Origin of the sequence: Litorihabitans aurantiacus (assembly GCF_030161595.1) — a bacterium.
Taxonomy (GTDB): Bacteria; Actinomycetota; Actinomycetes; order Actinomycetales; family Beutenbergiaceae; genus Litorihabitans; species Litorihabitans aurantiacus.
Genome location: NZ_BSUM01000001.1, coordinates 3,238,567 through 3,265,087, shown reverse-complemented (window position 1 = coordinate 3,265,087; position 26,521 = coordinate 3,238,567). Strand labels below are relative to the sequence as shown.

The following is a 26,521-nucleotide window of genomic DNA, read 5'->3' as shown; positions in this document are numbered from 1 at the left end:
AGGACAGAGTGCCCACTGGTGTCGTCATCGGTAGAGCCGCCCGGCTCATCGCGCGCGGCGCGCTCGCGCCGAACCGCCGTGTCGCCTCGCCCGCATCACGACGGGCCGCCATTCCCCATGACCACCGCGCGACCGGCGCTGTGCTCTCACTATCGGCCAGGCACTTGCGCTCAACGCGTGCGCCTTAAGTTCAGAAGCCGCCGAGACCGAGGCCCCGGCCTCCTCGCGAAGGCGCGCGAGCTCGGCGCCCGCGTGGCGAACAAGGAGGTCGCCCTGTTCTTCGGCGCCGGGCTCAGCATGGGCGCCGGCCTCCCCTCCTGGAACGGGCTGCTCGAGCGGCTGCTCGCGGACGCCGGCTCCGACCTCACGTGGGAGGAGCTGAGCAACCTCCCGGTCCTGGACCAGGGTGAGGTCCTCGAGCGCGAGCTGCGCGACCTCACCCCTCGCGACGGCCGCACGCTCGGCGAGCGCGTCACCGCCGTCGTCGGCCAGGACCTCCTACCCGGGCTCGGGCACGTCCTGCTCGCCGGGATGCGCATCCCCAACGCCGTCACCACGAACTACGACCAGCTCTACGAGCGCGCGGTCGAGGCGACGGGCGGCGTCGACCAGACCCGCGAGATCGCCGTCCTCCCCTGGGAGCGCGCCGACCCGGAGGGGCCGTGGGTGATGAAGATGCACGGCGACGTCGACCACCCCTCCTCGATCGTGCTGACCCGCAACGCGTTCGTGCACTACGACGCGCGGTGGAAGCCCGTCGGCGCCGTCATCCAGGCGCTGATGATGACGAAGCACGTGATGGTCGTCGGCGCGTCGCTCACCGACGACAACCTCATCCGGTTCGCGCACGAGGTCGCCGCGCTGCGCACCCAGCTCGCCACCGACGGCGGCGCCCACACCGACGGCGCCGACATCGGCAGCGTCATCACCCTCCAGCCGGACCGCGCGTTCGAGCGGCTGTGGAGCAGCCAGCTCGACGTCGTCGTCGCCGGATCCGCGCCCGGCATCGCGATCGGCGGCCGCGCCGCCTCCGCCCGCGCCCTCGCGCTGTTCCTCGACGCCGTCGCGATGTACGCCGCGCGCGACGCCAGCCACCTGCTCGACGCGCGCTACCAGGTCGGCGACTCCGACCTCGTCGCGACGCTGCGGGGCGCGTACGCCGAGGCGTTCAAACGGGGGCACGACGACGAGGCGTGGGCCGCGCTCGCCCGGATGCTCGCGGGGTTCGGGGCCGCGGAGGGGTAGGCGGCTGGCGCGCGCAGGCTCACCCCTGGTCGCCGATCGCCGTGTAGGCGCGCCGCAGCCGCGCCGCCTCGAGCGGTCGGAACCTCTGCAGGTCGCCCATCGCGCCCGCCCGTCCGACAGCTGCGAGGTCGCGCGCCAGCGTGTCCGCCGCCCACCCCAGCTCGAGCCGCAACGCCGGGCCGGGCGGCAGCGCGTGAACGCCGTGCAGCGCGCCCAGCAGCGCACCCGCCACCGCCGCGACGGCGTTCCCGTGCGTCGCGCGGGCGGCGAAGGCGAGCGCCTCCTCGATCGTGTCGGCGTCCGGGTAGCTGAACGCGACGTAGGCACCGCCGGTCAGCGCCGAGAGCGCTGAGCGACGCATCGCGAACTTCTCCGAGACCGCGTGATCGCACGGCGCGACGCCCGCCCGCTCCCGGACCATCCCCAGGTGGTGAGCCACCCGGGTCCGCGCGCCCACCTCGTTCGTGGCGACCGTGGCCGCCTCCTCGAGCGACGACGCCGCGAGCGACCGTCGCAGCAGCACCGTCCACAGCTGCGCGAACTGGCCGACCTTCGGGATCGAGTGCGTGACCCCGACCATGGCGCGCACCAGGGAGCCCTGCTCGCGGTTCCACGCCGCGATCGGTGTCGACCGCAGGAGCGCGTGGTAGCCGTCCGAGTCGAGCGGCTCCTGCCGCAGCAGCGCCCGCACCGTCGTGGGCGATGACCCGCGTCGCTCGCGCAACAGCTCGAGACCGGCCGTCCACCCCGTTTCGTCCGACACGTGTGGTGGCATCTCGCCCCGCCGCACCGCCCACCTCCGGTAGGACTGCACCACCTCGCGCATCGCCACGATCGTCGGGTTCTCGGCGACGATCGCCGCGCGCGAGACCTCCGTGCGCAGCAGCCCGTCCGCCGTCGCCAGCCCGAGCTGCGACGCAGCACCAGCCCGGAGCACCCCGTGCGGAGGGACGGCTCCGCCCGTCGCGGCGACGCCGTCGCCCAGCGCAAGACCCAGCAGCATGCCGCGCACCGCCGCCTCAGGCGGCCCGGCAGCGCCGAACGGCCGGCGCCGCACGATGGGAGCCTGCGTCGGCGCCGCTCCGGGTTTCACGTCGATCTCGAACTCCTGCGTCTGGGCGACCGACGGCATCTGCCCGTGATCCTGCAGCTGGTCGTAGAGCGCGACGAAATCGGGGTGGACGCAGCGCAGGGAGATTCCGTCGAGGATCGTGCTGCTGCGGGGCAGGGGGTGCCAGGTCCGGCGCGCCCGGCAGAACTGTCCATCGCGGAGGAAGACGGCGAGCGCCACGCCGTCACCCTCCTCGTCGTGGAACATCATGAGCGAGTCCGGGTCGAGCGCCGCGAGGTCGAGCTCAGGCATCGGCGCTCCTCCCGGCCTCGAGCCGCGCCAGCGCGCGGCGAAACCCGGGGTTGGGCGACGCGGCCGGCAGCGCCGCGCACACCGCCTCCGTTGCCCGCTCCAGCGGGACGCCCAGGAGCATCGCGTACGCGATCGCGACGGTCGGCGTGCGCGAGTGCGCCGCGACGCAGTGCACCAGCACCGTGCGGCCCTCGCGCCGCAGCGCCGCCACGGTCGCGGCCGCGTCGCGCAGCACGGCGTCGAGGTGCGGGTTGGACTCCGGCGCCGCCTCGTCCTGGAGCCGGAAGGTCACGTGCTCGACGCCGTCGGGCACCTGGGTGCGACCGGTCAGGCAGAGGGAGACGACGGCGTCGACCCCGCTGGGGAGCGCGTCGAGCGCCGTGGCGCCGGCGAGCCACACGCCGTCGTCGAACGGGTGACGAGCGAGCGCGGGACGGCCGTGCTGGAGCGCGCGGTAGTCGATGTGGTCGACGGCGGGCCAGCCGTACTTCACCCCGCGGCCGCCGGTGACGGCCAGGACGGCGAGCCGCTCGAGCTCGCGCGCGTCGATCCCCGGCCACCCGTGCAGGATGCGGCGCCAGCGCGCGGGCACGGCCGTCATGCCCCACCGCGCCCCGAGCAGCGATCCGGCGATCGCGGCGACCGTGTCGGTGTCGTGGCCGATGCGGATCGCGGTGGTGAGCGCGTTGGTGAGGTGGCGGGAGGGGTCGGCCTCGTCGACGGGCGTGTGCGTGATCGCCGACCACGCGGCCTGCAGCGCGCCGACCGCCCAGCCGTTGGTGGTGAACGCCGACGGCGGCCGCTCCTGCGCCTCCCGCAGCCGGTCGCGCCAGACGTCGCGGTTCGGCATCCAGGGGGCGACGTCGTCGAACGCCGGCATCGCGCCGGTCAGGACGGCGTGGCGCACCATGAGCGACCACAGCGCGCACGCCTCCTGGGCGTGGTCCTGGTGGTGGGTCAGCGCGCTGATGGTCATGGCGGCCTCGACGAGGGCGGCGGGGTCGTCGAGGTGGGCGAGAGCGACGGGGCCGGTGCGCATGAGCGAGCCGTTGCCGGCGCTGCGGCCGGCGCGCTCGTGCACGTCGCGCGCCGCCTCCGTCATGCGGGCGGCCGACGGTGCGTGCCCCGCGCGGCTGAGGACCGCGCGGGTCTGGTTGCCGACGTCGGGCGGGCGCCCGGCGTACCAGCGGGCGAAGCCGGCGGCGATCGCGTCGAGCATCGCGGGGTCGCGCAGGTCGCCGCCGGTCGCGGCGGCCTGGGCGACGGCGACGGCCTGCGCGGTGTCGTCCGTCCACTCCCCGGGTGCGAAGTCGCCGAGGCCACCGCCGATCATGTCCGGCACGAGGTCGGGGCGCACGGCGGCGAACTCGTAGCCGGCGCCGAGCGCGTCGCCCGCGGCCGAGGCGATGAGGACTCCGCATGCGCGGTCGGTCTGGGCGTGGGTGAGGTGGTGGGGCATTCTTTCTCCCGTCGGCACGCTATGCGCTACGCATAGGTTGGCTGATGCTCACCGTAGGGGGTGGTTGCTGCTGTGCGCAAGGGGCCGGCTTCGCTGAGTGCATAGACTCCGGTCGGGAGGAGGACCACTCATGAGCAGCTCACCCAAGACGGGGGACCTCGCCGTCGGTCGACTCATCGCCCGACGGCGGGAGGATCTCGGCCTCAGCCGCAAGGCGCTGGCGGAGGTGACCGGGTTGTCCTACCCGTACATCGCGCAGATCGAGACGGGCTACCGCATGCCGTCCAGCAGGCACCAGGGGCCGATCGCCCGGGCGCTGGGGCTGTCGCTGGACGAGCTGTTCGGGGGCTGGTCGAGGGTGACGAGGCAGGGGCGCGTGGGGGCCGGGTGGACGGTGACGGCGCGGGGCGTGCTCGCGGTCGCGTCACGGTCGAGTCGGCGGTCGACGACGCCGTCGCCGCGCTCGCCGCGCTGCCGACCTCGGTGCGGCTCGAGGCGCTGTCGCAGGTGCAGCTGCGGATCGTGACCGGGGTGGCTCAGGAGCAGGCGCGCGGGTTGTAGGGCACGGTCCAACGGAGGCGGCTCAGAGTTGAACCTTCTGCCGCATCTCAGGCCGAAACGATCTTGTTCGACTTCGAGCGGTTGCAGCGCCAGCACAAGGTCTGCAGATTCTCTACGATCGACAAACCTCCCCGTGAGACCGGAACAATGTGATCAACCTCGAGCAGGAGGTGCGGCTCCTGCTGGACCGAGACGCGACAATAACGGCAGGCATATCCGTCTCGCGCCTTGATGTACTCGCGGAGCCGCGCGGTCATAAGACTCCGCTGCCCGGCCGCGCTCTTCCGATACCGGATCTTCTGAGACAAGGTCTCAACTAGCGCATCGATAACGGGGGTGTCCAGGGTCAGAGATGTGCGCTGCGAACTGTTGCCGCCGGCACTGACATACTCGAAGGTAAAGGTGGGGTATGGGACAGAGATTGGCGAGAGCTCGACGCCGACGTGATGCATGAACTCGCTGAGGTAGTGCTTAAGTATGAACCCGGGCGGATTCATCGCTCGCGCGACCCCCTCCTCGCGAACCCGGAGGTTGTGGAGAGCAGACTCGAGACGAGAGATGCTCTCACCGAGCACCTGAGCATGCAGGAGAACACCCTCTTCTGCTCGTATATTGAAGTATTTCATCACGTACTTGATCGGGTCGGCGCTTGCATTCCGAACCACCTGTAGAGAGCAGTTGTGGACATTGGGCGACCCGTACGAAGCGACGTTCCTGTCGCGCCGGTAATTGTGGTAGCTGGTGTTATCAAACGAGGCGAGGTGCGCCTGAGCGCCCGAAGACGAGGAGCCGATCGCAAACGTTCCTCGTGACCGGATCTCCGCGACGTACCTCGCGATCTCGTTGTGCTCCCAGACGTAACGCGCGATTGCCTGCTTATGGGCCAGAAACTCTTCGCTCGCGAAGTAGCGCTCCTTGCGAATGTGCCGTATGACCCGATATGCGACCACCGAGAGGCCTGCGATGACTCCAATTGCAAGTATTACTTCCACCCGTCAAACCTCTTCGCTCTTCTATGAACTATGTTGGGTATCATATCCAGGCTGCCGGACACCGCCTGAACGACGCGCCCACCTGCGTCGCTGGCGGTCGGCCACCGGAGACCGCACCTCCGGATCGATCGGTCGAGTGACTGGACAGTCGACCGGTGGATGCACGGGGGCTTTTCGACAGCGTGACGGCACTCCAAGAGGAACGGACCCGGCATCGAGCGCGTCGTGCGTCATGCCCCTTCTGGGGCCACCGACCTGCAACCGGGTTCCCGAGATTGTCACCTGCTTGACCACGAGCTAGGCACCCGCCCCGTGTACTCCCGGGCACGTGGCTCGTCGAACGCCCTGCATTGACGCTCGAGTCCCGCTGATCTGTGGCAGTCGATCTCTGCAACACCTCAATGAGAACCGCCGACGCGTGCGGCACCCCACCCATGTCCCTCGCCGATGAGCCGACGCAGCGCCGCCACGACCCGGTCCGCGTCGTCGTGCAGCTCGACGCTCTCCTCGTCCATGTACGTGTCGCGCCGGATCTCGATCATGAGCGAGGCGACGCGGCGATCGGTGCCGTAGTAGTCCAGCGGTACGTAGGTCCCGGCGAACGGGGTGTTGATCGCGACCTCGAAGTCGCCGAAGGCGTCCCGGGCGAGGTCGACGAGCTCGGGCGGCGTGTGGTCGTCGTCGACCCCGAGGCAGATCTCGGGTCGGTGCGCCTCCTCCGGGAAGATCTCGTACGGAAGCCGACGCGAGGGATAGGAGTGCACGTCGATGAGCACGGCCGCGCCGGCTGACTCCAGATCGCGGGCGACGGCGTCGCGCACCCGGCGGGCGTGCGGGTCGCCGTACCGGGCAACCAGGGCGAGATCGGCCTCGTGACGCAGCACTCCGCCGTCGTGCGTGCGGGTGTAGACGGCACCCATGCCGACCTCGTTCATGACCTCGCGCTCGTCGGGGAACCGCTCGACGTCGACCGCGAGACGTGAGACCGGCGCTGCGATCACCTGGGCGGAGGTCGCGAGACCCTCGACGGCGCGCTGTGCGAGCACGTCGGTAAACGAGTCGGTCATGAGATCGAGCTCGCGCTCGAGTGCCGCGTCGCCCAGGACGATGGACGCCCGGGCGTCGGCCGGGATGACGCGCGAGGCGTGGGGGACGTGGAGGATCATGCGGTTACGCTCGAGGACTGCTCGCCGGAGGGCATCGAGCTCCAGAACTCATGGGGTTGGATCCCCTGGAGCAACCGACGGACGATCTCGGCGAAATCCGGGCAACCCGCGTCACGAAGACGCTGCGGAAGATCGACCCCATCGCATTCCTTCCCTCGAGAACGGCTCATCCAGTGTGCCGCCTGTCTCACGGTCACGGCGCGGACGGCGGCCGGATCGGAGTCGTGCACGAGTCGCAGGTAGGCGTCCGCGTCATAGACGTCGTAAGGCAGCGAATCGGGATCGGGGTGCCTCTCGGAGAACCCCTTGTCGTGCGTCAGCAGGATCTTTGCGCCGCACGCGACGGCTGCGCCATGGACGTGCGCGTCGTCCCGATCCACACCCGCGAAGGAGTTGTCGACGTCGAAGTCCTCCACCCGCCCGCCCTCGAGAGATCCAGCGATCGAATCACGCATACTCCGGACCACACCGCCCGGGATCGTCGGATGCTTGCGTCTGGTGCGATAGACGACCTCGGCCAGGATGTCCTCGGTCCAGTGGACCTTGAACATCCTGGCCGAGGTCTCCAGCTCCAGCAGGATGACCCAGTCGCGCAGGGTCCGCGAGAACAGGACGTTCGCGTCGACCAGCACCTTCGTCACCATCGGGCGACCCTATCGGCGCGGGTCAGTCGAGCCCTTCCGCCTCCTCGAGCGCACGCAGCTCGTCGAACGCCTTTCGCTGACGCTCGAGCCTCGCCGCCCGGTACCGCTTGATCTCCGCGAATCGGATGCGCGTGTGGGTTCCGACCTTGAACGAGTCAATCTCGCCGTCTCGGACGAGCTTCATCAGCGTGGGTCGCGAGATACCCAGGTGCTCGGCGGCAACCGTCGTCGTCAGCGCCTCCGGCATGGTGCCGACCGTCAGCGTGCGCCCCTCGGCCATGGCGTGGAGCACCTGCTGGATCACGGAGAAGACCTCGTCCGGGACGACGACCTCACGGTCGGAGCGGACCGCAGAGACGCGGACGTCACCTTCGGCACCCGTCAGGGCGTCTGCCAAGTCGCGGGCCTGCTCGCGCTGGAGCGCAGTGGTGAGGACGGTCGACCGAGCCTCGGTCAGAACGGGTGCCATCGAAGCCTCCTGGGTCGAGTAACAACCGTAAACCTGTAACAGTTACAAGTGCAACTCAGTTGCTCGGCCTGAGGCCCGCTCCTTCGTGGTCATCGCGACGCACCGCCCCGCGCGACCGCCGGCGTCCAGGAACACGAGCTCCGCCGTCGGCCGCTCGCCCACGATGCGCTAGTTCTCCATGACGCTTCGGTCCGTGGCCGCGCCTCTTCGTTCCAAGGCCGGGGTTCAAAGATGAGGCCGGGTCCGCGGGTCCGCGGCGTCAGTCAGGGACGACGACTCCGCACCCCACCCCCGGCGCCCCCGCGATCCTCCGGTCGCACGTCAGCAGATCCGCTCCGAGCCGCTCCGCGAGCGCGACGTAGCTCGCGTCGTACGCGGTCAGGACGTCGCCGAGCTCGCGCACGCGTCCGGCGACGACCTCGTGCGGCCACAGCTCGACGGGCAGCCGAGCGAGGGTCGTCTCGGTGTCGGCCGCGTCCGAACGTGTGAGGTGACCGGCCAGCCGTCGGCGGCGAAGGACGTTCGCCACCTCGAACGGAAGGAGGGCGGGGGCGTGCAGCTCCCGGCTTCCGACGAGGGCACCGATGGCGTCAGCTCGCGGCCCCGGGTCGAGCGCGAGCGTCAGCAGCGCGGAGGCGTCCACGACGAGCGGCGGCCTCGCCCGAGGGGCTCCCCGGACGCCTTCGTCCCCGCGGCTCATCACCGCCGGTCGGCGTCGATGTCGGCGAGCAGGTCGTCGCCCTCGAGCGGCGGCAGGTGGGCCGCGCGACGCCGGAGCTCCACGACGACCTCGGCCGCCACCGGGCGGTACGCGAGGTCGGCCAGCTGACCCTTGAGGTACTCCTGCAGCGACCTCCCGCTACCCGCCGCGCGTGAAGCGAGGGCGTCGCGCACGTCGTCGGGGACGTCGCGGATAGTGATCGACACGGGCATGACTCGAGCCTACGACCCCGCGCATGCATTCTGCATGCACTCACGAGGCCACTCCGATGTCGTACCCCGTCCCTACCCTCCGAGCATGACCGCACCCCCAGCCGCCCCGGCACGTGACGGCCGCGCGGCCTGGGGCGCCGCCATCCAGGACGACCTGCTCGCCTCCCTCGGCGTCCCGGCCGCGAGCGCCGGCGGCCCCTCCCGGGAGCGGCACGACCGCACGAGGCTCGAGAGCAAGCGGCAGCGACTGCTCCAGCTCGCGGTCCAGGCGCGGGAGTTCGCCAAGGAGCCGTCGGTCCCGGACGTGATGCGCTCCGCCTGGCAGTTCTGGCCTCGTTTCGCGATCTACAACGGGCTCCTCATCGTCAGCCAGCGCCCGAGCGCCACGCACGTCGAGTCGCCCGAGACGTGGCGCACGCGGTACGGCATGGTGCCGCTCCCGCACGAGCAGCCGCTGCTCCTGCTGCACCAGGGCGGCCCGCTCGGCTTCGTGTTCGACGCATCCCAGGTCGAACCCGGGCCGGAGCCGGGCACGCACCGCTACGAGGCCGAGCAGCCGTTCGCCCGGCCCGCGTTCGCCGATGCTCCCCAGGTGGTCGCCACGCTCGTCGAGGCGGTGAAGGCGCGCGGGGTGCGCGTCGTGCAACACGGCCTCGGCGTCGTGCGCGGCGGCCACGTGATGGCGACGTCGAGCGGTGCCGTGCAGGAGGTCACGACCGGCCGGCGCCCACCCGTGGTCGAGCAGGTGCCGGTCTCCTTCGACGTCTCCCTGAACTCCCGGCTCCCGCCGACCGAGCAGCTCGCCACCCTCGTCCACGAGCTCGGCCACCTCTACTGCGGCCACCTCGGCCCCGACCCCGCGCTCGAGCGCACGGGCCAGGGTCTGTGGCTCGAACGCGAGGGGCTCGAGCACGCGCAGCGCGAGGCCGAGGCCGACTTCGTTGCCGAGACCGTCATGGGGTTCATCGACCCCGAGGCGGCGCTCCCGATCCGGAGCGACGACGGTGCCCCACCCCTGGGCCGCGAGAGCGCGGTCGCGGCGGCACTCGCGGTCGAGCTCGTGCTCGACGGCGTCACGGACGCGCTCGTGCGGAGCGGCTGAGCCGGCACACGGGACGGCGCGGGCCGCACGTGTTCACGGTGTCCCGGCCGCCGACCCCGGCGACTCACACCTCCGCAGCCCCCCGCCGCACCCCACTCACGACCACCACCCCGACCCCCACCGCGACGACACCCGCCGCGAGGTTCAGCCCGCCGTACCCGACCCACGCGAGCCCCACCCCCGAGAGCGCCCCGCCGCCGGCCCCGGCCAACGACATCAGCGCGTCGCTCAGACCCTGCACGTTCACGCGCTCCGGCCCGGTCACCGACGCCGCGATCATCGCCGCACCCGCGACCGTCACCGCCGACCAGCCGAGTCCGAGCAGCACGAGCCCCGCCGTCGTCAGCCCCGCGCTGCTCCCGCTGACCCCCGCGACCCCGACGGCGAGCACCAGCACCCCGAGCCCGCCCACCACCACGTGGCGCGCGCCGAGCCGGTCCGCGAGCAGCCCCATCACCGGGGCCAGCGCGTACATCCCCGCGATGTGCAGGCTGACCGTCAGGCCCACGACCTGCAGCGTCGCCCCGTGGTGCTGCAGGTGCACCGGCGTCATCGCCATCACCGCCACCATCACCGCGTGCGCACCGAGGATGGCCACCAGCGCCGCGCGCGCCGACGGGTGCGTCCGCAGCGCCCGCAGGCCCGCCGCCAGGCTCGCGCGGGGTGGGCGGGGCGCCGCTGGTCCCGCGGCGCGCATGTCGCCCGACGGCGGAGCGCCGCCACCCTCATCTGCCGCGCCCTCGCGAGGTGCGCCGACGTGCGAGGGTGAGGCTGCGCCGTCGGGCACGGGGGTGCGGGACACCAGGAGCGGGTCCGGCCGGAGCCCGACGGCGAGCACCACCATCCCCGCCAGCAGCCCCAGCACGGGCGGCGCGAAGGCCGCGGCGAGCACGGGAAGACCGGTCGTGCGCGCGACGGACTCGGCGACGGCGATGAGGTTCGGCCCCGCGACCGCCCCGACCGTGCTCATCCACACCACGAGCGACAGGTCGCGCGACCGCGTCCGCGGCGCCGCGAGGTCGGTGGCGGCGAAGCGCGCCTGCAGGTTGACCGCCTGGCCGCAGCCCATGAGCGCCGCGCCCGCGAGCAGCAGCGCGACCGACCCCAGCAGCGCCGCGCCGATGATGCCCACCGCACCGAGGGCGGCGACGGCGAGCCCGCCCGCGAGCGCCGGGCGGCGGCCCCTCGCGGCCGCCACCTGGGCGAGCAGGAGCGAGGCGAGGGCGGCGCCGAGCGTCGTGGTCGTGGTGACGGACCCGGCCCACGCGTCGTTGCCGGTGAGGTCGACGGCGATCAGCGAGCCCACCGACACGATCGACCCCGCCGCGACGCCGCTGAGGACCTGCGCGACCGAGAGCAGGGTGACGACGCGGCGCTGGAGGTGGGCGTGGTCCGGGGTCGGGGTGGGCGGCGCGGGCGGGGTCACGACCGCAGTCTAGGAACGGGGCGCCGCGGGGGTCGGGGAGGTTTGCGGGGGGATCGGCGACGTCGATCGACTGCTGCACGGGACGCGGATACCGACCGATATCCGCGTCTGGTGCAGCAGTCGATCCGCTATCCGCGTGCTGCGCAGCAGTCGCGGGCCATCGGTCAGCCCGCCCGGCCGCGACAGTCTCCTGCACCTCCTCGAGGACCGCTCGTCCGTGCCGGCCCACCTCTGCGGACCGATCCCCGCGACCTCCAGATCGACTGTGACCGTGTGCACGGATAACAGCGCCTATCCGTGCGGACGGTCACAGTCGATGGGCTATTCGTGCCGGGCGCAGCACTCGATGGTTCGTCATCGGCCCCGACGGAGGTCGAGGACGTCACATGTCATGAGGCGTGCGCTTCTCCGCCTCGTCAGGACGACCGCCGATCATTGTTCGATAACAATCTGAGCACGATCCAAGGACGGCCCCCACGCGACCCACATGTCGCCTACTGTGTGCGAGGCTCACCGCCGCCGGTCGCGACGACGCGACCGCTCCCCGTCCTCCAGAAGTGGCTCACGCATGTCTCAGCAGAACTCCGCAGCACCCGGGTGGTACCCCGACGGTTCCGGCTCCCACCGCTACTGGGACGGCGCCGGGTGGACCAGCCACACCGCGTCCCCGGCGAGCGTCGCCGCGGGTCTCGTCGGGGATCCGACGTCGCCCCTCCCCTCGGCGTCGGCCGCGACGGAGCCCGACGGCGGAGCGTCGGTTGCGCCGTCGTCCTCCTCGCGGTCGCAGAAGGTTCGCCGCCAGGCGATCACCGCGGGCGTCGGCGTCCTGGCGCTGCTCCTCGGCCTCGTCATGGGCAGCGCCGGCGGCCCCTCGCAGAGCGATCTCGACCAGGCGGAGGCGGATCTCGCCACCGTCACGTCCGAGCGCGACGAGCAGGGTGCGCTCCTCCTCACCGCCACGACCGACCTCGAGTCCTCCCAGACGCGGGTGACCGAGCTCGAGCAGGAGGCGTCCGACAACGCTGCGGCCGCCCAGGCCACGACCGAGCTCGAGCTGGCGCAGGCGACGCGCACGGAGGAGCTGGACGCCCGGGAGGTCGACCTCGCGACCCGTGAGGCCGCCGTCGCCACGCGCGAGAGCGACGCGGAGGCGCGGGAGGCCGCCGTCGGGACGCGCGAGAGCGAGGTCGGTGCGCGGGAGGAGTCGGTGACGACGCGCGAGGCCGCCGTGCCGACGCAGCGCCAGGCCGCCGCGCCCGCGCCGGCCGCTACCCAGGCGCCCGCGCAGTCGAACGTCTCCTACCGCAACTGCAGCGAGGCCCGCGCCGCCGGTGCGGCCCCCGTGCTCCGCGGCGAGCCCGGCTACGGCAGCCACCTGGACCGCGACGGCGACGGTGTCGGCTGCGAGTAGCCGCGCACGCGGGTCCGACGTCGGCGCCCGGGCCGAGGAGCTGATCCTCGGCCCGGGCGTCGCGTCGGCGACGAGGTCGAGGTCGGCGACGGCGACGAGGTCGGCGACGAGGACGAGGTTGGCGTCGGCGTCGGCGTCGGCGTCGGCGTCGGCGTCGGCGTCGGCGTCGGACGCAGGCTCGACCGCGACCGCGACCGCGGTCCGACTCGCTCGGCTGGGATGCATCCGCCCACTGCCGCACCCCGCCCGCGTGCACACTCCGCCCGAACTCCCCCGACCGTCACCCTCCGCCCCGCGACTACCCGAACGACTGTGACGGTGTGCACGGTTAGCGGCGCGTATCCGTGCACGCGGTCACAGTCGATGGGCCACCCGTGCCGGGCGCAACACTTGATGTCCCGCGCCCAGGACCGAGGAGCCACGCGCGACCGCGACTGTCACGTTCCGCCCGGATACCCCTCCCGACTGTCACGTTCTGCCCGGATACACCCCTGACTGTCACGCCATGCCCGGATAGGACCCGCTATCCGGGCAGGACGTGACAGTCGACGCGACGACGCACCGCCGGACCCCGCCGCCCCCGCCGCCCCGGGCACGACCCGCGGCCGACCTACGAGGCCGAGCGCCGCCGTCGGGCCCCGACGACCAGCCCCACCACACCACCCACCACCGCCGCGAGACCGACCACGCCCAGGAACGCCGCCCCCAGCAGCGCGGGGAGCGACACCGCCGGGCCCACGGTGAACTCGCCGCCGCCGACCGGGCCGGCGCACGTGAGGGTGAGGGTCGCCGGCGCGTCGAGCGAGAAGCTGCCGCGTGCGTCCCACCGCCGGGGCAGCGCGACGTCCTGCAGCGTCATGTCGGGGCGGAGCTGCAGCGCCTCGCCGTCGAGCGCGCCGGTGCACTCGACGTCGCTCCAGCGGTCCGACGGCGTGACGTAGACCGCGTGCTCGCCGGCCTCGAGCTCGACGGTCATCTCGGCGTCGAACGCGCTGGCCGGCGCGAGGCGGAACCCGGCGCCGAGCACGAGACCCGCGGCGCCCACCAGCGTGAGGAGGCCGAGCACGAGCAGGATCGCGCCGGCGATCGTGGGGGTGCGGGACGACGGCGTCACGGTGGTCTCCTGGGCGGGGTCGGCGGCGGTGCTCACCCGAACCTAGGCGCGCCCGGCAGTCGCCGCGATGGGGAGGGGTCCCCGCGCCTGGTCCGCCGCCGTCGGCGCACGCCCGTCTACGGTCGAACGGATGACGTCCGCGCGAAGGAGGAGCTCCATGACCCCGCCGTCCGCCCGATCCCGCCGTCGCCCGCGCACCCGGACCCGCGCCGTCGCCGCCCTCGCACCGGGCGCGCTCGCCCTCACCGCGACCCTCGCCGCCTGCACGTCGGAGCCCGCCACCCCCGAGGACCTGCGCGAGTCGTTCGCCGAGCTCGACGACGTCGAGGTCGACCGGGTCGAGGTGACCGACCGGACGCTCGTCGTCGCCCTCGACGTGGATGGCCAGGGGGATGCGCTCCCCGCCGACGTCTCCGGGATCCTGATCGAGGTGGCGGCGCAGGCGGACGAGGCCGGGCTCGAGGACGTCGACGGCGCCCGCTACGAGATCACCGCGGACCGCACGCGCATCGTGGTCGACGGCGACTACGCCACCGAGCACTGGCCGGCTGCCGTCGAGATGGCCCTCGCGACCGACTGCAACCTGACCGTCGGCGAGGACGAGGAGGCGGCGGCCGACGGCGATCTGCTGGCGACGGTGCGGTGCAGCCCGGTCCTCGTGACGCCGACCAGCTTCGTCGACCTGGCGATCCCGCGAGCCGAACGCACCCCGCCGGGGGTGGCGCGGATGTGGTGGGAGACCGACTCGTTCGGCTCGGGCACGGGCACCATGGGCCAGCGGCAGCGCCTGACGGCCGCGACCCCGCTGACGCCGGAGGACGAGGCGGTGGCGCGCGAGCTCGCCGCGCTCGTCGAGGAGCTCGGTCACGACCGCTCGCTCACGATGACGCTCGACGGCGGGGCGGACGACGGCGTCCGGCTGCGGGTGAGCGCCCGGGCGACGGCCGACGACGTCGACCGGTTCTCGCGGGTGATGGAGGGCTACGACGGCACCTGGGCCGTGAGCCTGCAGGACCACGACAACCAGGGCGTGCCGCTGATCGAGCTCACCTCGCCGTGACACAAACCTGGCCGCGCGGCGCTCGCGGGTGAACGATGGAGGCATGGACATCACGGACAACGGACCGCAGCCGAACGCCTTCGACATCGAGACCGCGACGACGGAGAACGCCGACTACCGTCGCGTCGCCTGGACCGGCAAGCACCTGCAGGTGGTGCTGATGTCGATCGAGCCGGGCAACGCGATCGGCCTCGAGGTGCACCACGGGACCGATCAGTTCCTGCGGATCGACGCCGGCCGCGGCGTCGTGAAGATGGGGCCGGACAAGGACGACCTGTCGTTCCAGCAGGAGGTCGGGGACGGCTGGAGCATCCAGGTGCCGGCGGGCACGTGGCACGACGTCGAGAACACCGGCGACGAGCCGCTGCGGCTCTACACGGTGTACGCGCCCACGCACCATGCGCAGGGGATCGTGCAGGCGACGGCGGACGACGCCGACGCCGACGAGGAGGCGGGCCGTGACGAGCCGCCGACCTGGGTCGAGGAGGTCGACACGAAGGGCGAGGAGTCCGCCTGACCTCGCCGGCCCACCCTTCGCGAGAGCTTCGCTGACCCTCTCCGAGAAGGTTGCTGACCCTCCCCGAGAGGACTGCTGACCCTCCCCGAGAGGATTGGCGGCGTCGACGAGGGCTCCGACCGCCCCCATGGCCAGCGCCCGGCGGCTACGGTGCGCAGCATGACGTACGAGGGTGCTCGCGCCGACGACGCCGCCTCGCCCTGGGTGCTCGGCGACCTGCGGGTGACGAGCGAGTCGATCGAGACGCCGTCGGGCACGTTCGCGCTCCGCGACGTGTTCGTCGACGTGCTCGACCGCACCTGGTCCTCGCCGAGATTCCCGGTCTGGGCGCAGGCGGCCGGCGCCCACGGGGGTCCCCTGGTGTTCCTGGCGGCGGTCGTCTTCGCCCTGGTCGGACGACGGCGCGCCGACCGCGTCGTCGAGGTCACGCTGATCGACGGCGAGCGTCGGCATCTCACGCGGCTTCCGAGCCGTGGACGGGCGTTGCGCTCCGACGCCCTGCGGCGTGTCGCCGACCTCCAGTCGAGGGTGGAGCGCGCCCGCCGGGGCTGAACGCGTCGCGACCGGGCGGGCAGCTCGTCATCGACGGTGACCGGCGTCCTGTCCGGCCGCCTCCGGCCCGCTCGGGGCGAGTTGTCCACAACCGCCCCCGCAGGGCTCCGCGAGCCGCTACGGTGCGCGGATGACGGACTACCCCCAGCAGCCCGCGTACGGCACACCCACCGGTCCCGGCCACAGCCCCTTCCTGCTGTCGGTCGGAGATCTGCACGCGACGTCGACCGAGCTGGTGACGCCGTCGGGCACCTTCCAGCTCCGCGAGGTCAGCGTCTACGCGATCGACCAGAGCAGCACGACTCAGCGGACACCGACGTGGGCAGTGGTGCTCGCCGTTCTCGGCGCGTTGTTCTTCCTGCTTGGACTGCTGTTCCTGCTGGTCAAGGAGACGCAGACGCGTGGGTTCGTGATGATCACGGTCGAGGGGCAGGGGCGCCGGCACGTCAGCCAGGTGCCGATCTTCGACCCGAACCAGCGCACCGACGTGATGCAGCGCGCTGCGTACCTGCAGATGCTGGCGGGTCAGGCTCGCCAGCGCTGAGACGCACCGCCGCGCGCTACCGCCGCTGCGGGGCGACGCTGACGAACCGACGAGCGGCGGCCTGCAGCCGGCGACCAGCGACCGGCGACCGCTGCATCAGGCGCGGATAAGCGCCACTATCCGCGCCTGATGCAGCAGTCGATGGCTTATCCGCGTGCGGCGCAGCCATCCGCGAACCACCCGGTGCGCTGACACCACTCGACCCTGACCCACTGGCGCGTCGGAGATGACGGCGCCTCGCGTCGCTCCCGAAAGTCTCTCGCCAGCTCCTAGAAAGCCCTCGCGAACGCCCCGAAGTCTCTCGCCGGCTCTCACAAAGCCCTCGCAGCACCCCACAGAGCCCTCGCGGTCCCCCGGAAACCCCTCGCGGTCCTCCAGAAACCCCTCGCGGCGCCCCACAGACCCCTCGCGGTCCCCCGGACGTCTCTCGCGAGTACCCGGAAGTCTCTCGCGAGTTCCCGAAAGTCTCTCGCCGGGCCCCAGAAAGGCCTCGCGAAGTCCCCGGGCAGCCACGCCGCGCGGCGCGCGTCAGGCGTCGGAGACGCGGGTCGTCGCGGCGCTCGCCAGCAGCTGCGCCAGCTCGTCCAGCGGCTCGCCCGCGGGCAGCTGCGGCGTCCCCACCCGCAGCACCGGCGAGGACGGCGCCGTCACGAACGTCCGGGCCGACGGCGCGAGCGTCACCCCGTGCGTCGCCAGCTCCGCGAGCGCCTGCGCCTCGTCGCGCACGGGCACCCACACCAGCAGAGACCCCGGCGAGGACCGGGCGCGCACACCCAGCCGCGCCAGGCGCTCCACCAGACCGTCCGCCGCCGCCGCGTGCTGGCGCGCGGCGCTCTCGGCGAACAGGCACGCGGCCGGGTCGCTCAGCATGTGCGCGAGCGCGTTCTGCAGGATCCGGCTCTGCGCCTGCATCCCGTGGCTGCGCAGCTGCCGGATCGGCTCGAGCAGCGCCCGCGCCCCGCCGATCACGGTCGTGCGCAGGTCGAGCCCGAACGCGCGGCAGTACGAGGCGAGCCGCACCACGCGGTCGGGCAGCGCCCGCCCCAGGCTGACCGGCGCGGGGCCGCGGCGCGTCGCGAGCACGTCCTCCTCGATCACCCACGCGTCCGGCGCCACCCGCTGCAGCACCTCCACCAGCTCCTCGGCGCGCGAGCGCGTGAGCCGGCTGTCCACCGTCAGCGTCCCGTCCGGCTGGTACAGGAACGTGCTCGCGCCGGCCGCGAGCGCCGCCTCGAGCGAGGCGGGCAGCGGACCGGCCTCGTCCGAGGCCACCGCCACCACCTCGAGCCCGAGCGAGCGCAGGTTCCCCACAGTCCCGGGGGTCGCGGGTTCCTGCACCGCCACGGTCCCGCCGGCCGGTGTCGCCGCCTCGCACGTCACGAGCGTCGCCTCGCCGGAGCCCGAGACCGTCGTCCACTCCTGCGCCTCGAACGGCCACGCCGGCGCGACGACGGCGCGCAGCTGGTCCGTGATGTGCTCGCGCGCCAGCGCGTTCGTCCGCGGCTCGTCGAGGCTGCGCCGGAACGCCTGCCGCAGGTCCGGCAGGTCCTCGGGCGCGGGGTGAGCGCTCGACATGTCGACGGCGCCCCAGCCGGTGAACGCCCGCGGCGACCCCGCGCGCGGCCAGCCGAGCGCCCCGACCACGACCGTCCCGCCGCGGCGGCGCGTGCTGATCACGCCCCGCTCCGACAGCCGCGCCCAGACCGCGGCGATCGAGGAGGTGCTGGTGCCGGACATCGCCGCGACATCGCGGATCGTCGGCAGCCGCGACCCGGGCGGCAGGGTGCCGTCAGCGATACGGGCGGCGAGCGCGGCGAGGATCTCGCGCGGCGTCAGCCCGCGCAGGTCGGCCAGCACCTGAGACGGGGAGGGGAGGGGTGTGGTGGCCTCGTCGGGAGCCGTCGCGATCGCCATAACCTGGCGAACATAACCGGCGACGGCGGCGCGCGGCAACGGTCCGACCGGCCCGTCCCGAGGAGCGGACCACCCGAAACCACCGAAAACGATGCTCGTCCCACCATGCGGACCCCGGTGCGCGATCGTGGACCACCACCGGCACGGCGCGTAGATTCACGGGGTGCCCGACAATCATCCGCTACATAACTCGGTCGCCCAGGTGGCCGAGGGCGTGCGGACCGGCCAGGTGAGCGCCGTGTCCGTCATCGAGCGCACCCTCGAGCGGATCGACCGCCTCGACACCATCGGGCCCGACGGCACCCCCGACACCGCCATCCGCTCGATCGTCCACCGCGACGACGACGCCGCTGTCGCGCGCGCCGCCCGAATCGACGCCGCCGTCGCCGCGGGGGACGCGGGGGAGGTCGCGGCCCTCGGCCCCCTCGCCGGCGTCCCGACGACGGTGAAGGACCTCTTCGCCGTCGCCGGCCAGCCGCACGCGCGCGCCTCGCTCGCCTTCGACGACACCCCCGCCACCACCACCGACCTCCCGGTCGCCGCCGCCCTCGCGGCCGGCCTGGTGCAGGTCGGCCGCGCCGCCGCCCCCGAGCTGGGGATGACGACGTCGTGCGAGAGCGATCGCTTCGGCGTCACCCGCAACCCGTGGGACCCCACCCGCTCCCCCGGCGGCTCGAGCGGCGGCAGCGCGGCGTCAGTCGCCGCCGGCCTCGTGCCCGTCGCGATCGCGAGCGACGGCGGAGGTTCCATCCGCGTCCCGGCCGCCTTCTGCGGCGTCGTGGGTCTCAAGCCGACCCGCGGCCTCGTCCCCTCCCGCACGCAGGGCTGGGCCGGCGGCGCGAGCGCCGGTGCCATCACGCGCACCGTGGCCGACGCCGCGCTCGTGCACGACCACCTGACCCGGCGCGACCCGCACGGCTGGAACCCGCGACCCATCACCCCCGCGAGCGCAGCGACCCCCTCACCGACGCCCTCGCGCGCCCCACCTCGCAGCTCCGCATCGGCCTCCTGACCGAGGCGTTCGACCCGGCGATCGCGGTCGAGGAGGCGTGCTCCGCCGTCGTGATCGAGCTCGCGGAGCGCCTGCGCGCGGCCGGGCACGAGGTGGTCGCGGTCCACCCCAGCGCCGCGACGGCGGCGGTCATGGACATCTACCCCAGCACGATCATCCCGACCTGGCTCGCGCTCGACCCCCCGCCGCGCCCCGAGCTGCTGCCCGCGCACGTGCAGCGCCACCTCGCCCGCGCGGCCGAGATCGACGCCGTCACCTACGTCCGCGAGGTCAACCGGTTCGAGGCGCTGGCCCGCGAGATCACCGCGGACTACTTCGACCGCGTCGACGTGCTGCTCACCCCGACCACGGCTACGCGCGTCCCCCGGATCGGCGAGGTCCGCGCCGAGCTCCTCGACCGCGGCGGGCCGACCGGCCGCGCGTGCCCGCGCTACGAGCAGACCCTCGCCTTCACCACCGTCGGCAGCGTCATCGGCGCACCGGCCCTGTCCGTCCCCGCCGGGCTCGACGACGACGGTCTGCCGCTCGGCGCGCAGATCATCGGCCGGCAGCACGCGGACGACGTCGTGCTGCAGCTCGGCCGCGACGTCGAACGCCTCGCCGCGATGCCCGACCCACCCGATCTCCGCCGACCCGCCGCCACCGGCTCCGCCCCGCCCCACCCCCGCAGCCCCGCCACCTCGTGACGCCCGACGAAAGTGACTCCCGCATGAGCACCACCACCCGACGCCTCCGCCCCGGCCGGCGCACCACGCTCGCCGTCGCCGGCACCCTCGCCGCCACCCTGACGCTCACCGCGTGCGGCGGCGGCTCCGACGACGACGCCGCGACCGACGGCGGCGCCGACGGCGACTTCACCGGCCAGACCCTCACCGTGGCTGCCTACGCCGGCTCCTGGGGCGAGTCCTTCACGCAGGCGTTCGTCGACCCCTTCGAGGAGGCGACCGGCGCGACCGTCGAGCTCGTGCCCGGCGGCCCCGCCGACTGGGTGACCGCGCTGCGCTCCTCGGCCGGCGGCGAGCCCGTCTACGACCTCGTCGGCCTCACCCCGAACGTCGTGCCGAGCGCCGTCGCCGCCGGGATCGTGGCCGAGCTCGACACCGACCGCGTCGCCGACTTCGACGACCTCAACCCGATCCTGGTCGAGCAGTCGGAGATCGACGGCGCGAACTACGGCGTGCCGCTGACCGTGGGCGCCACCGGCATCGCCTACCGCACCGACCTCGTCCCCGAGGCGCCCACCGACTGGTCCGACCTGCTCGACCCGGCGCTGTGCGGCCACATCGGCGTCTCCCCGCTGACGTTCAACACGGGCGTGGAGTTCCTCGCCGGACTCATCAACGAGAACGGCGGCAGCATCACCGAGGCCGCCGACGTCGACGCGGCGTTCGCCGAGCTCGAGGGCGTGGCCGACTGCGCGTCCGTGTTCCCCACGGACAGCACCTCGGTCGAGACGGCGCTCATCGGCGGCGACGCCTGGGCCACCGCGCACTGGGACGGCCGCACCTTCGTGCAGCAGAACAACGGCGAGCCCATCGGCTACACCTACCCCGCCTCCGGGTCGGTCGGCGCGCTCACGTCCTACTTCGTCACCGAGGGCACGCCGAACGAGGACCTCGCCTACGCGTTCCTCAACTACCTCGCCTCGCCCGACTACCAGCCGACCTTCTCCGAGGGCACCTGGTACGCCGCCTCGAACGACACCAACGTCTACTCCGAGGAGTTCGCGGCCCAGATCAACCACGGTCCGGGCGCCTACGACGACTTCGTCTGGGTCGACTACCCCGTGATCACGCCGCAGCTCGGTGACCTGCAGGCCCGCTGGCAGGAGATCTTCGGCTGATGACCTCCGGCCGCGTCGAGGTCCGTGACCTCAGGCTCGGGTACGACGGTGAGCTCGTCCTGTCGCTGGACGAGCTCACCGTCGAGCCCGGGGAGTTCGTGTCCGTGCTCGGCCCGTCCGGGTGCGGCAAGTCCACGCTGCTCTCGGCGCTGGCCGGGTTCGTCGACCCGATGGCCGGGACGGTCGCGATCGACGGCGAGGACGTCACGCACGTCCCGGCGCACCGCCGCGAGACCGGCATGGTGTTCCAGTCCTATGCGCTGTTCCCGCACCTCACGGTGCGCCGCAACCTCGAGTACGGGTTGCGCGTGCGCAAGGTCGGGAAGGCCGAGCGCGCCGAGCGCGTGGGCGAGATCCTCGACCTGGTGGGCCTGGAGGAGTTCGCGGACCGCTACCCGCGCCAGCTCTCCGGCGGGCAGCAGCAGCGCGTCGCGATCGGGCGCTCGCTCGTGACGCGCCCGCGCGTGCTGCTGCTGGACGAGCCGCTGTCCAACCTCGACGCCAAGCTGCGCCGCTACATGCGGCACGAGCTGCGTGAGCTCCAGCAGCGCGTGGGCACCACGATGATCTTCGTGACCCACGACCAGGCCGAGGCGCTGGCCACCTCGGACCGCGTCGTCCTCCTCGCGGACGGCCGGCTCGAGCAGCTCGGCACCCCCGAGGAGCTCTACCGCGCGCCGCGCACGGCGTTCGTGGCGGACTTCGTGGGCGCGGCGAACGTGCTCGAGGTCGCGCACGGGACGCACGACGGCGGAGCGTCCGACGGCGGAGCGTCCGACGGCGGAGCGTCCGTCCTCGGTCGCCCCGTCACCGGCCGCGCGGCGCAGGGCACGCGCGTCGCGATCCGCCCCGAGGCCCTGCGCCTGGCGCCCGCGACCGCCGCGGACCCGGAGGCGGCGCGCGCCGTCGTCGTGTCCGTCGGCTTCACGGGCGAGCGCTACGACTACCGCCTGCGCACGTCGGCCGGCGTCGCGCTGCTCGCCTCGCCCCCGGCCGAGCGCGACGGCGGGGCGCACCCCGCCGGGACCGCCGTCGCCGTCGCGTTCGACGCCGAGGACGTGCTGCCGCTGGCCGGCACCGGCGCGGGCGAGGTCGGTGGGGCCGACGGCGGCGTCGCACCCGAGGGCGGCACCGGCGTGGACGTGGGCGAGGCCCCGTGACGACGGCCGCACCCGCGCGCACCCCCGCGCCCGCCCGCCGGTGGCGCCCCCGCGCGCTCACGGGCGGCCGAGCGACGGGCCTGATCCCCGCCGTCGTGCCCGCGGTGTTCGTCGTCGTGGCCTTCCTGGTCCCGCTCGCGGGGCTGCTCGTGCTGTCGCTGCGGCCCACGGACTCCCTCAACATCCCCCTGGACGGCTTCACGCTCGACCAGTACCGGCAGGTGCTGACGACGCCGTACCTGTCCGGCTCGCTCACCGAGAGCCTGTCCCTGGCGGTGCGCGTGAGCCTCACGTGCCTCGTGCTGGCGTTCCCGGTCGCCTGGTACCTCGCGCGCACCCCGAGCGGCTGGCGCAAGACGGTCGTCTTCACGATCACGCTCTCGCCGCTGCTGACGAGCGAGGTCGTGCGCTCGTTCGGCTGGCGCGTGGTGATGTCGGGCGAGGGGCCGGTCAACCGCACGCTGCAGGCGCTCGGCCTCATCGACGCGTCCCTGCCGCTGCTGCGCTCGCCCTGGACGGTGTTCCTCGCCGTCGTGCACGTGCTCCTGCCGTTCGCGATCATCGCGCTCACCGCCTCGCTCAAGGGGATCGACGACGCCGTGCTGCGCGCCTCGGCCGACCTCGGCGCCGGCGCCGTGCGCACGTTCCGCAGCGTGGTGCTGCCGCTCGCGACGCCCGGTCTCGTGGCCGGCGGCGTCATCGTCTTCTCGCTGGCGATGGGCATCTACGTCACGCCGCTGCTCGTGGGCGGTGCGAACCAGCCGCTCGCGGGCCTGCGCGTGCGCGACGAGGCCCTGGTGACCTTCAACCAGCCGCGCGCCGCGGCGCTGAGCTTCGTGCTGCTGATCGTGACGCTCGCCGTCGTCGGCATCGCGACGGCGCTGTCCCGCCTCGCGGACAGGAGCAACCGTGGCTGAGACGACGTCCTCCCCCACGTCGGCGAGCACCGCCGTGCGCCCCTCGCGCCCGTCCCGCGCCCCGAGCCCGGTGGGCCGCCGCGTGCGCCGCGCCGCGGTCGCGATCCCCGTCCTGCTCGTGTGCGCGTTCCTCGTGCTGCCCCTCCTGGTCGTGGCGATCAGCTCGTTCGCCGATCGCAACAGCTTCGCGTTCCCACCCTCGGGCGTGTCCCTGCGCTGGTACGGCGTGGTGTTCTCCAGCGACGCGTGGCTCGCCGCCCTCGCCTCCTCGGGGCGGCTGCTGCTCGTCGTCGTGCCGATCGTGGTGGTGCTCGGGGTGCTGGGCGGCTACGCCGTGGGCGCCGGCCGCTTCCCGGGCCGGCAGGCGCTCGCCGTGGTGTTCCTCTCGCCGATCATGGTGCCGGGCGTGATGCTCGGCCTCGCGCTGCTGCACCAGATGCAGGGGCTCGGGCTCGTGGGGTCGAACGCGGGGCTGGTGCTCGCGCACCTCGTGGTCACGCTGCCGTTCGCGATCCGCGTGATCGCCGTCAGCGCCGCAGCGCTCGACCCGCGCCTCGTACGCGCCGCGCAGGCCCTCGGCGCCTCGCCGTGGCGCGCGTTCCTCACCGTCACCGTGCCGCTCCTGCGCCCCGGGATCGTCGCCGCCGGGTTCCTCGCCGCCGTCATCTCGCTCGGCGAGGTCGCGGTCTCGGTCTTCGTGGCCGGGGCCCGCTCCGCCACGGCGCCCGTGCTCATCTACTCCGCCGTGCAGGTGCAGCTGGAGCCGACGATCGCCGCGATCTCCACGCTGATGCTGCTCGCCGCCGTCGTCGTCATCGCGGTGCTCGACCGCACCGTCCGCATCTCCCGCTTCGTCTAGGACCGACCCATCACCAGCTCAGCCGCCGCCACCGCCACGCCCTCCGCGTCGCCCGCGTCGTCGTCGCCGTCCACCTCGCCCACCCGGTGGCGCGTCGGTGTCGACGTCGGCGGCACCTTCACCGACCTCGTCGCCGTGCCGAGCGGCGATCGGGGCGACGGCGCGACGCACGACCTCACCCGCGTCGTCGCCCACAAGGTGGCGAGCACGCCGCAGGACCCGGCGGCCGCCGTCGAGCAGGGGCTGCGCGACCTGCTCGGGCTGGGCGTGGCGGCCGACGACGTCGCCGCGATCACGCACGGCACCACCATCGGGCTGAACGCGATCCTGCAGCGGCGCGTGGCGCGCGTGGCGGTGCTGACGTCGCTGGGCCACCGCGACCTCGTGCACATCGGACGCGCGCGCCTGCCGCGCTCGTTCGACCTGCACGCGAGGCCGCCGCGGCCCGTCGTCGACCGCGACCAGGTGGTCGAGCTCGACCTGCGCTTCGCCCCCGACGGCGCGGCCGTGGGTGCCGAGGTGACGCCCGGCTCCCCTCCTACCACCGCGCGCTGGAGGCGCTGCGGGACACCCGCGCCGACGCCGTCACCCTCTGCCTGGTCGGCGGGTACGCCGCGCCCGAACGGGAGGCCGCGCTCGCCGCCGCGCTGGAGCGCGACCTGGGCGTGCCCGTGACGTCCGCGGGCGCGCTGTGGCCCGAGGCCGGCGAGTACGAGCGCACGGCGCTGGCGGTGCTGGACGCGCAGATCCGGCCGCTCATGACGTCCTACCTCACGTCGCTGCGCGAGCGCGTGGCGGCCATCGGGCTCCGCGCCCCGCTGTTCATCTCCACCTCCAACGGCGGGTCTGTCTCGTTCGACGACGCGATCGCCCGCCCCGTGGTGACCGTGCTCTCCGGTCCCGCCTCGGGCGTCGCCGCAGCCGGGCTGCTGTGGCCCGCGACCGATCTCGTCACGTTCGACATGGGCGGCACCAGCAGCGACATCGGCGTGGTCGGCGCCGGCCGCCCGGCCGTCACCACGGGCACCACGATCGGCGATGTCCCGCTGACGATGCCCGTCGTCGACGTCGAGGCCATCGGCGCCGGCGGCGGGTCCGTCGTCTCGGTCGACGACTCGGGCGAGGTCGCCGCGCTGCGCGTCGGCCCCCGGAGCACGGGCGCCCACCCGGGCCCGGTCGCCTACGGTCTCGGCGGCACCGCACCCGCCCTGACCGACGCCTACGTGCACGCCGGTGCGCTGGCCGACGGCGCGTTCCTCGAGGGCCGCATGCGCCTGGACGCCCCCGCCGCGAGCGCCGCGCTCGACGCCCTGGCCGCGGATCTCGACGCGGACGTGCCGGACGCCGACGCCGTCGCCGGCGCCGCCCTGCGGATCGCGACCGCCGGCATGTCCACCCGCGTGCGCACCGTGCTCGCGCGCCACGGCGAGGTGCCGGACGCGTTCACGTTCGTCGCGTTCGGCGGCGCGGGCGGCACGCACGCGGCGCTGCTCGCGCGCGACCTCGGCGTGCGCCGCGTCATCGTCCCGACGGCGGCCGCCACCTTCTGCGCGCTCGGCGCGGCTCTCGCGCCGGTGCGGCGCGACCTGGTGCGGTCGCTGCGGGCGCGCCTGACGGTGGGCGAGGCAGGTGATCCGGCCGACGACCCGAGCGGGATCGACGAGGTGCGGGCGACGGCGCGCGCCGTCGTCGCCGAGGCCCTCGCCTGGTGGGGCGAGCAGGGCGCGAGCGACGGTGCGGCCGACCAGGGCGACGTGGTCCTCGCCGTCGACGCGCGCTACGACGGCCAGCCGACGACCCTCACGGTCGAGCTGCGCACGGGGGCACCCGCGCGCTCGCCGAGGTGCTCGAGGCGGAGCCGCTGGACGCGCGCGAGCTGCGCGAGGCGTTCGGCCGGGCGCACGAGCGCTACCACGCGTTCGCCGACGACGGCGCGACCGTGCTGGTCGAGACCGTGCGCGTGGCGATCAGCGGTCGGCAGGGTCGCGTGCGGACGGGCGACGGCGAGCGGGTGCTCGCGCGGGTCGGGCGGCGCGAGCTGCGGCTGGACGGGGGCGTGCACGAGGCGGCGGTGCTCGCCGTCGTGCCGCGAGATGACGACCACGAGAAGGCCGAGGACGCTGCACCCGTGGCCGGACCCGCCGTCGTGGAGAAGGGCGACACGAGCGTGCTCGTGCCGCCGGACTGGGGAGTGCGGCTGGCGCCGTCGGGCGACCTGCTGCTCGCGCCGCTGGTCGCGGAGGACGAGGAGGTGAGCC

At 73.6% G+C, this 26,521-nt stretch carries 28 protein-coding genes and 1 pseudogene; 17 read left to right on the top strand and 12 right to left on the bottom strand.

Annotated features, from left to right (window positions below):
- Nucleotides 1-252 precede the first annotated feature (252 nt).
- Complete coding sequence (locus QQK22_RS15565) at nucleotides 253-1,245, top strand: SIR2 family protein (protein ID WP_284251863.1); 993 nt, start codon at nucleotides 253-255, stop codon at nucleotides 1,243-1,245.
- 19 nt (nucleotides 1,246-1,264) lie between these two features.
- On the opposite strand, the gene QQK22_RS15560 is transcribed toward QQK22_RS15565, so the two are convergent.
- Both QQK22_RS15560 and QQK22_RS15555 read right to left on the bottom strand, forming a co-directional pair.
- Nucleotides 1,265-2,608 carry an ADP-ribosylglycohydrolase family protein gene (locus QQK22_RS15560; RefSeq protein WP_284251862.1) on the bottom strand — a complete coding sequence of 448 codons (1,344 nt, stop codon included), beginning with the start codon at nucleotides 2,606-2,608 and terminating at the stop codon, nucleotides 1,265-1,267.
- Nucleotides 2,601-4,067 carry an ADP-ribosylglycohydrolase family protein gene (locus QQK22_RS15555; protein WP_284251861.1) on the bottom strand — a complete coding sequence of 489 codons (1,467 nt, stop codon included), beginning with the start codon at nucleotides 4,065-4,067 and terminating at the stop codon, nucleotides 2,601-2,603. The genes QQK22_RS15560 and QQK22_RS15555 overlap by 8 nt, the downstream gene beginning before the upstream one ends.
- Nucleotides 4,068-4,197: 130 nt before the next feature.
- On the opposite strand from QQK22_RS15555, the pseudogene QQK22_RS19415 reads away from it, so the two are divergent.
- Nucleotides 4,198-4,395: pseudogene (locus QQK22_RS19415) on the top strand (helix-turn-helix domain-containing protein); the annotation flags it as partial.
- Between the two features lie 59 nt (nucleotides 4,396-4,454).
- Nucleotides 4,455-4,628, top strand: coding sequence for a hypothetical protein (locus tag QQK22_RS15550; protein ID WP_284251860.1), 174 nt, complete (start codon nucleotides 4,455-4,457; stop codon nucleotides 4,626-4,628).
- A 47-nt stretch (nucleotides 4,629-4,675) separates the two neighbouring features.
- Here the strand turns inward: QQK22_RS15550 and QQK22_RS15545 are convergent, their stop codons facing one another.
- The 6 genes from QQK22_RS15545 to QQK22_RS15520 form a co-directional block, all read right to left on the bottom strand.
- The gene (locus QQK22_RS15545; RefSeq protein ID WP_284251859.1) at nucleotides 4,676-5,620 is read right to left on the bottom strand and encodes an HNH endonuclease; all 945 of its coding nucleotides are present in this window, start codon (nucleotides 5,618-5,620) and stop codon (nucleotides 4,676-4,678) included.
- A 398-nt stretch (nucleotides 5,621-6,018) separates the two neighbouring features.
- On the bottom strand, nucleotides 6,019-6,786 hold the full coding sequence (locus QQK22_RS15540; RefSeq protein WP_284251857.1) for an N-formylglutamate amidohydrolase: 768 nt from the start codon (nucleotides 6,784-6,786) through the stop codon (nucleotides 6,019-6,021).
- Nucleotides 6,783-7,430, bottom strand: a complete 648-nt coding sequence (locus QQK22_RS15535) for a PIN domain-containing protein (protein ID WP_284251856.1) — start codon at nucleotides 7,428-7,430, stop codon at nucleotides 6,783-6,785. Before QQK22_RS15535 ends, QQK22_RS15540 begins: the two co-directional genes overlap by 4 nt.
- A gap of 22 nt (nucleotides 7,431-7,452) precedes the next feature.
- Complete coding sequence (locus QQK22_RS15530; protein ID WP_284251855.1) at nucleotides 7,453-7,734, bottom strand: helix-turn-helix domain-containing protein; 282 nt, start codon at nucleotides 7,732-7,734, stop codon at nucleotides 7,453-7,455.
- Nucleotides 7,735-8,158: 424 nt separating this feature from the next.
- Nucleotides 8,159-8,542 carry a type II toxin-antitoxin system VapC family toxin gene (locus QQK22_RS15525; protein ID WP_284251854.1) on the bottom strand — a complete coding sequence of 128 codons (384 nt, stop codon included), beginning with the start codon at nucleotides 8,540-8,542 and terminating at the stop codon, nucleotides 8,159-8,161.
- Between the two features lie 56 nt (nucleotides 8,543-8,598).
- A complete protein-coding gene (locus tag QQK22_RS15520; RefSeq protein WP_284251853.1) occupies nucleotides 8,599-8,832 on the bottom strand; it encodes a FitA-like ribbon-helix-helix domain-containing protein in 234 nt (77 codons plus the stop codon).
- Between the two features lie 85 nt (nucleotides 8,833-8,917).
- Between QQK22_RS15520 and QQK22_RS15515 the strand changes: the two genes are divergently transcribed.
- Entirely contained in the window at nucleotides 8,918-9,934 is a 1,017-nt protein-coding gene (locus QQK22_RS15515; RefSeq protein WP_284251852.1) for an ImmA/IrrE family metallo-endopeptidase, read from the top strand.
- A gap of 64 nt (nucleotides 9,935-9,998) precedes the next feature.
- Here QQK22_RS15515 and QQK22_RS15510 read toward each other — a convergent pair whose 3' ends face one another.
- Nucleotides 9,999-11,360, bottom strand: a complete 1,362-nt coding sequence (locus QQK22_RS15510) for an MFS transporter (protein WP_284251851.1) — start codon at nucleotides 11,358-11,360, stop codon at nucleotides 9,999-10,001.
- A 568-nt stretch (nucleotides 11,361-11,928) separates the two neighbouring features.
- Between QQK22_RS15510 and QQK22_RS15505 the strand changes: the two genes are divergently transcribed.
- Nucleotides 11,929-12,771: an excalibur calcium-binding domain-containing protein gene (locus tag QQK22_RS15505; protein ID WP_284251850.1), complete on the top strand. Its 843-nt coding sequence runs from the start codon at nucleotides 11,929-11,931 to the stop codon at nucleotides 12,769-12,771.
- Between the two features lie 610 nt (nucleotides 12,772-13,381).
- Here QQK22_RS15505 and QQK22_RS15500 read toward each other — a convergent pair.
- Nucleotides 13,382-13,921, bottom strand: coding sequence for a hypothetical protein (locus tag QQK22_RS15500; protein ID WP_284251849.1), 540 nt, complete (start codon nucleotides 13,919-13,921; stop codon nucleotides 13,382-13,384).
- Nucleotides 13,922-14,042: 121 nt separating this feature from the next.
- Between QQK22_RS15500 and QQK22_RS15495 the strand changes: the two genes are divergently transcribed.
- From QQK22_RS15495 to QQK22_RS15480, 4 genes are all read left to right on the top strand, one after another.
- Nucleotides 14,043-14,945, top strand: coding sequence for a hypothetical protein (locus QQK22_RS15495; RefSeq protein ID WP_284251848.1), 903 nt, complete (start codon nucleotides 14,043-14,045; stop codon nucleotides 14,943-14,945).
- 43 nt (nucleotides 14,946-14,988) lie between these two features.
- Nucleotides 14,989-15,462 carry a cupin domain-containing protein gene (locus QQK22_RS15490; protein WP_284251847.1) on the top strand — a complete coding sequence of 158 codons (474 nt, stop codon included), beginning with the start codon at nucleotides 14,989-14,991 and terminating at the stop codon, nucleotides 15,460-15,462.
- A gap of 159 nt (nucleotides 15,463-15,621) precedes the next feature.
- On the top strand, nucleotides 15,622-16,014 hold the full coding sequence (locus tag QQK22_RS15485) for a hypothetical protein (protein WP_284251846.1): 393 nt from the start codon (nucleotides 15,622-15,624) through the stop codon (nucleotides 16,012-16,014).
- 130 nt (nucleotides 16,015-16,144) lie between these two features.
- Entirely contained in the window at nucleotides 16,145-16,558 is a 414-nt protein-coding gene (locus QQK22_RS15480; RefSeq protein WP_284251845.1) for a hypothetical protein, read from the top strand.
- 528 nt (nucleotides 16,559-17,086) lie between these two features.
- Here the strand turns inward: QQK22_RS15480 and QQK22_RS15475 are convergent.
- On the bottom strand, nucleotides 17,087-18,472 hold the full coding sequence (locus QQK22_RS15475; protein WP_284251844.1) for an aminotransferase class I/II-fold pyridoxal phosphate-dependent enzyme: 1,386 nt from the start codon (nucleotides 18,470-18,472) through the stop codon (nucleotides 17,087-17,089).
- 163 nt (nucleotides 18,473-18,635) lie between these two features.
- Between QQK22_RS15475 and QQK22_RS15470 the strand changes: the two genes are divergently transcribed.
- From QQK22_RS15470 to QQK22_RS15445, 6 genes are read left to right on the top strand one after another with little or no spacing between them, the layout of a single operon-like run.
- Nucleotides 18,636-19,484 carry an amidase family protein gene (locus QQK22_RS15470; RefSeq protein WP_284251843.1) on the top strand — a complete coding sequence of 283 codons (849 nt, stop codon included), beginning with the start codon at nucleotides 18,636-18,638 and terminating at the stop codon, nucleotides 19,482-19,484.
- Nucleotides 19,391-20,170, top strand: a complete 780-nt coding sequence (locus tag QQK22_RS15465) for an amidase family protein (protein ID WP_284252790.1) — start codon at nucleotides 19,391-19,393, stop codon at nucleotides 20,168-20,170. Before QQK22_RS15470 ends, QQK22_RS15465 begins: the two co-directional genes overlap by 94 nt.
- Nucleotides 20,171-20,193: 23 nt before the next feature.
- Entirely contained in the window at nucleotides 20,194-21,327 is a 1,134-nt protein-coding gene (locus QQK22_RS15460; RefSeq protein ID WP_284251842.1) for an ABC transporter substrate-binding protein, read from the top strand.
- Entirely contained in the window at nucleotides 21,327-22,487 is a 1,161-nt protein-coding gene (locus QQK22_RS15455) for an ABC transporter ATP-binding protein (RefSeq protein WP_284251841.1), read from the top strand. Before QQK22_RS15460 ends, QQK22_RS15455 begins: the two co-directional genes overlap by 1 nt.
- Nucleotides 22,484-23,404, top strand: coding sequence for an ABC transporter permease (locus QQK22_RS15450; RefSeq protein WP_284251840.1), 921 nt, complete (start codon nucleotides 22,484-22,486; stop codon nucleotides 23,402-23,404). The genes QQK22_RS15455 and QQK22_RS15450 overlap by 4 nt, the downstream gene beginning before the upstream one ends.
- Complete coding sequence (locus QQK22_RS15445) at nucleotides 23,397-24,263, top strand: ABC transporter permease (protein WP_284251839.1); 867 nt, start codon at nucleotides 23,397-23,399, stop codon at nucleotides 24,261-24,263. The genes QQK22_RS15450 and QQK22_RS15445 overlap by 8 nt, the downstream gene beginning before the upstream one ends.
- On the opposite strand, the gene QQK22_RS15440 is transcribed toward QQK22_RS15445, so the two are convergent.
- Entirely contained in the window at nucleotides 24,260-24,385 is a 126-nt protein-coding gene (locus QQK22_RS15440; protein ID WP_284251838.1) for a hypothetical protein, read from the bottom strand. The two genes, QQK22_RS15445 and QQK22_RS15440, sit on opposite strands and share 4 nt — an antisense overlap.
- Before the next feature lie 13 nt (nucleotides 24,386-24,398).
- Here QQK22_RS15440 and QQK22_RS15435 point away from each other — a divergent pair, with 13 nt between their 5' ends.
- Together QQK22_RS15435 and QQK22_RS15430 are read left to right on the top strand one after the other, a co-directional pair.
- Nucleotides 24,399-24,938 (top strand): hydantoinase/oxoprolinase N-terminal domain-containing protein, encoded by a 540-nt coding sequence (locus tag QQK22_RS15435; RefSeq protein WP_284251837.1) that lies wholly within the window; start codon nucleotides 24,399-24,401, stop codon nucleotides 24,936-24,938.
- The gene (locus tag QQK22_RS15430) at nucleotides 24,935-26,518 is read left to right on the top strand and encodes a hydantoinase/oxoprolinase family protein (protein WP_284251836.1); all 1,584 of its coding nucleotides are present in this window, start codon (nucleotides 24,935-24,937) and stop codon (nucleotides 26,516-26,518) included. Before QQK22_RS15435 ends, QQK22_RS15430 begins: the two co-directional genes overlap by 4 nt.
- Nucleotides 26,519-26,521 lie beyond the last annotated feature (3 nt).

What these genes read in the sequence shown, in the direction of transcription:
- QQK22_RS15460 (WP_284251842.1), top strand. Translation starts at nt 20,194, where the DNA reads ATGAGCACCACCACCCGACGCCTCCGCCCCGGCCGGCGCACCACGCTC.
- QQK22_RS15520 (WP_284251853.1), bottom strand. Translation starts at nt 8,832, where the DNA reads ATGCCCGTGTCGATCACTATCCGCGACGTCCCCGACGACGTGCGCGAC.
- QQK22_RS15485 (WP_284251846.1), top strand. Translation starts at nt 15,622, where the DNA reads ATGACGTACGAGGGTGCTCGCGCCGACGACGCCGCCTCGCCCTGGGTG.
- QQK22_RS15495 (WP_284251848.1), top strand. Translation starts at nt 14,043, where the DNA reads ATGACCCCGCCGTCCGCCCGATCCCGCCGTCGCCCGCGCACCCGGACC.
- QQK22_RS15505 (WP_284251850.1), top strand. Translation starts at nt 11,929, where the DNA reads ATGTCTCAGCAGAACTCCGCAGCACCCGGGTGGTACCCCGACGGTTCC.
- QQK22_RS15480 (WP_284251845.1), top strand. Translation starts at nt 16,145, where the DNA reads ATGACGGACTACCCCCAGCAGCCCGCGTACGGCACACCCACCGGTCCC.
- QQK22_RS15540 (WP_284251857.1), bottom strand. Translation starts at nt 6,786, where the DNA reads ATGATCCTCCACGTCCCCCACGCCTCGCGCGTCATCCCGGCCGACGCC.
- QQK22_RS15535 (WP_284251856.1), bottom strand. Translation starts at nt 7,430, where the DNA reads ATGGTGACGAAGGTGCTGGTCGACGCGAACGTCCTGTTCTCGCGGACC.
- QQK22_RS15490 (WP_284251847.1), top strand. Translation starts at nt 14,989, where the DNA reads ATGGACATCACGGACAACGGACCGCAGCCGAACGCCTTCGACATCGAG.
- QQK22_RS15560 (WP_284251862.1), bottom strand. Translation starts at nt 2,608, where the DNA reads ATGCCTGAGCTCGACCTCGCGGCGCTCGACCCGGACTCGCTCATGATG.
- QQK22_RS15515 (WP_284251852.1), top strand. Translation starts at nt 8,918, where the DNA reads ATGACCGCACCCCCAGCCGCCCCGGCACGTGACGGCCGCGCGGCCTGG.
- QQK22_RS15475 (WP_284251844.1), bottom strand. Translation starts at nt 18,472, where the DNA reads ATGGCGATCGCGACGGCTCCCGACGAGGCCACCACACCCCTCCCCTCC.
- QQK22_RS15455 (WP_284251841.1), top strand. Translation starts at nt 21,327, where the DNA reads ATGACCTCCGGCCGCGTCGAGGTCCGTGACCTCAGGCTCGGGTACGAC.
- QQK22_RS15555 (WP_284251861.1), bottom strand. Translation starts at nt 4,067, where the DNA reads ATGCCCCACCACCTCACCCACGCCCAGACCGACCGCGCATGCGGAGTC.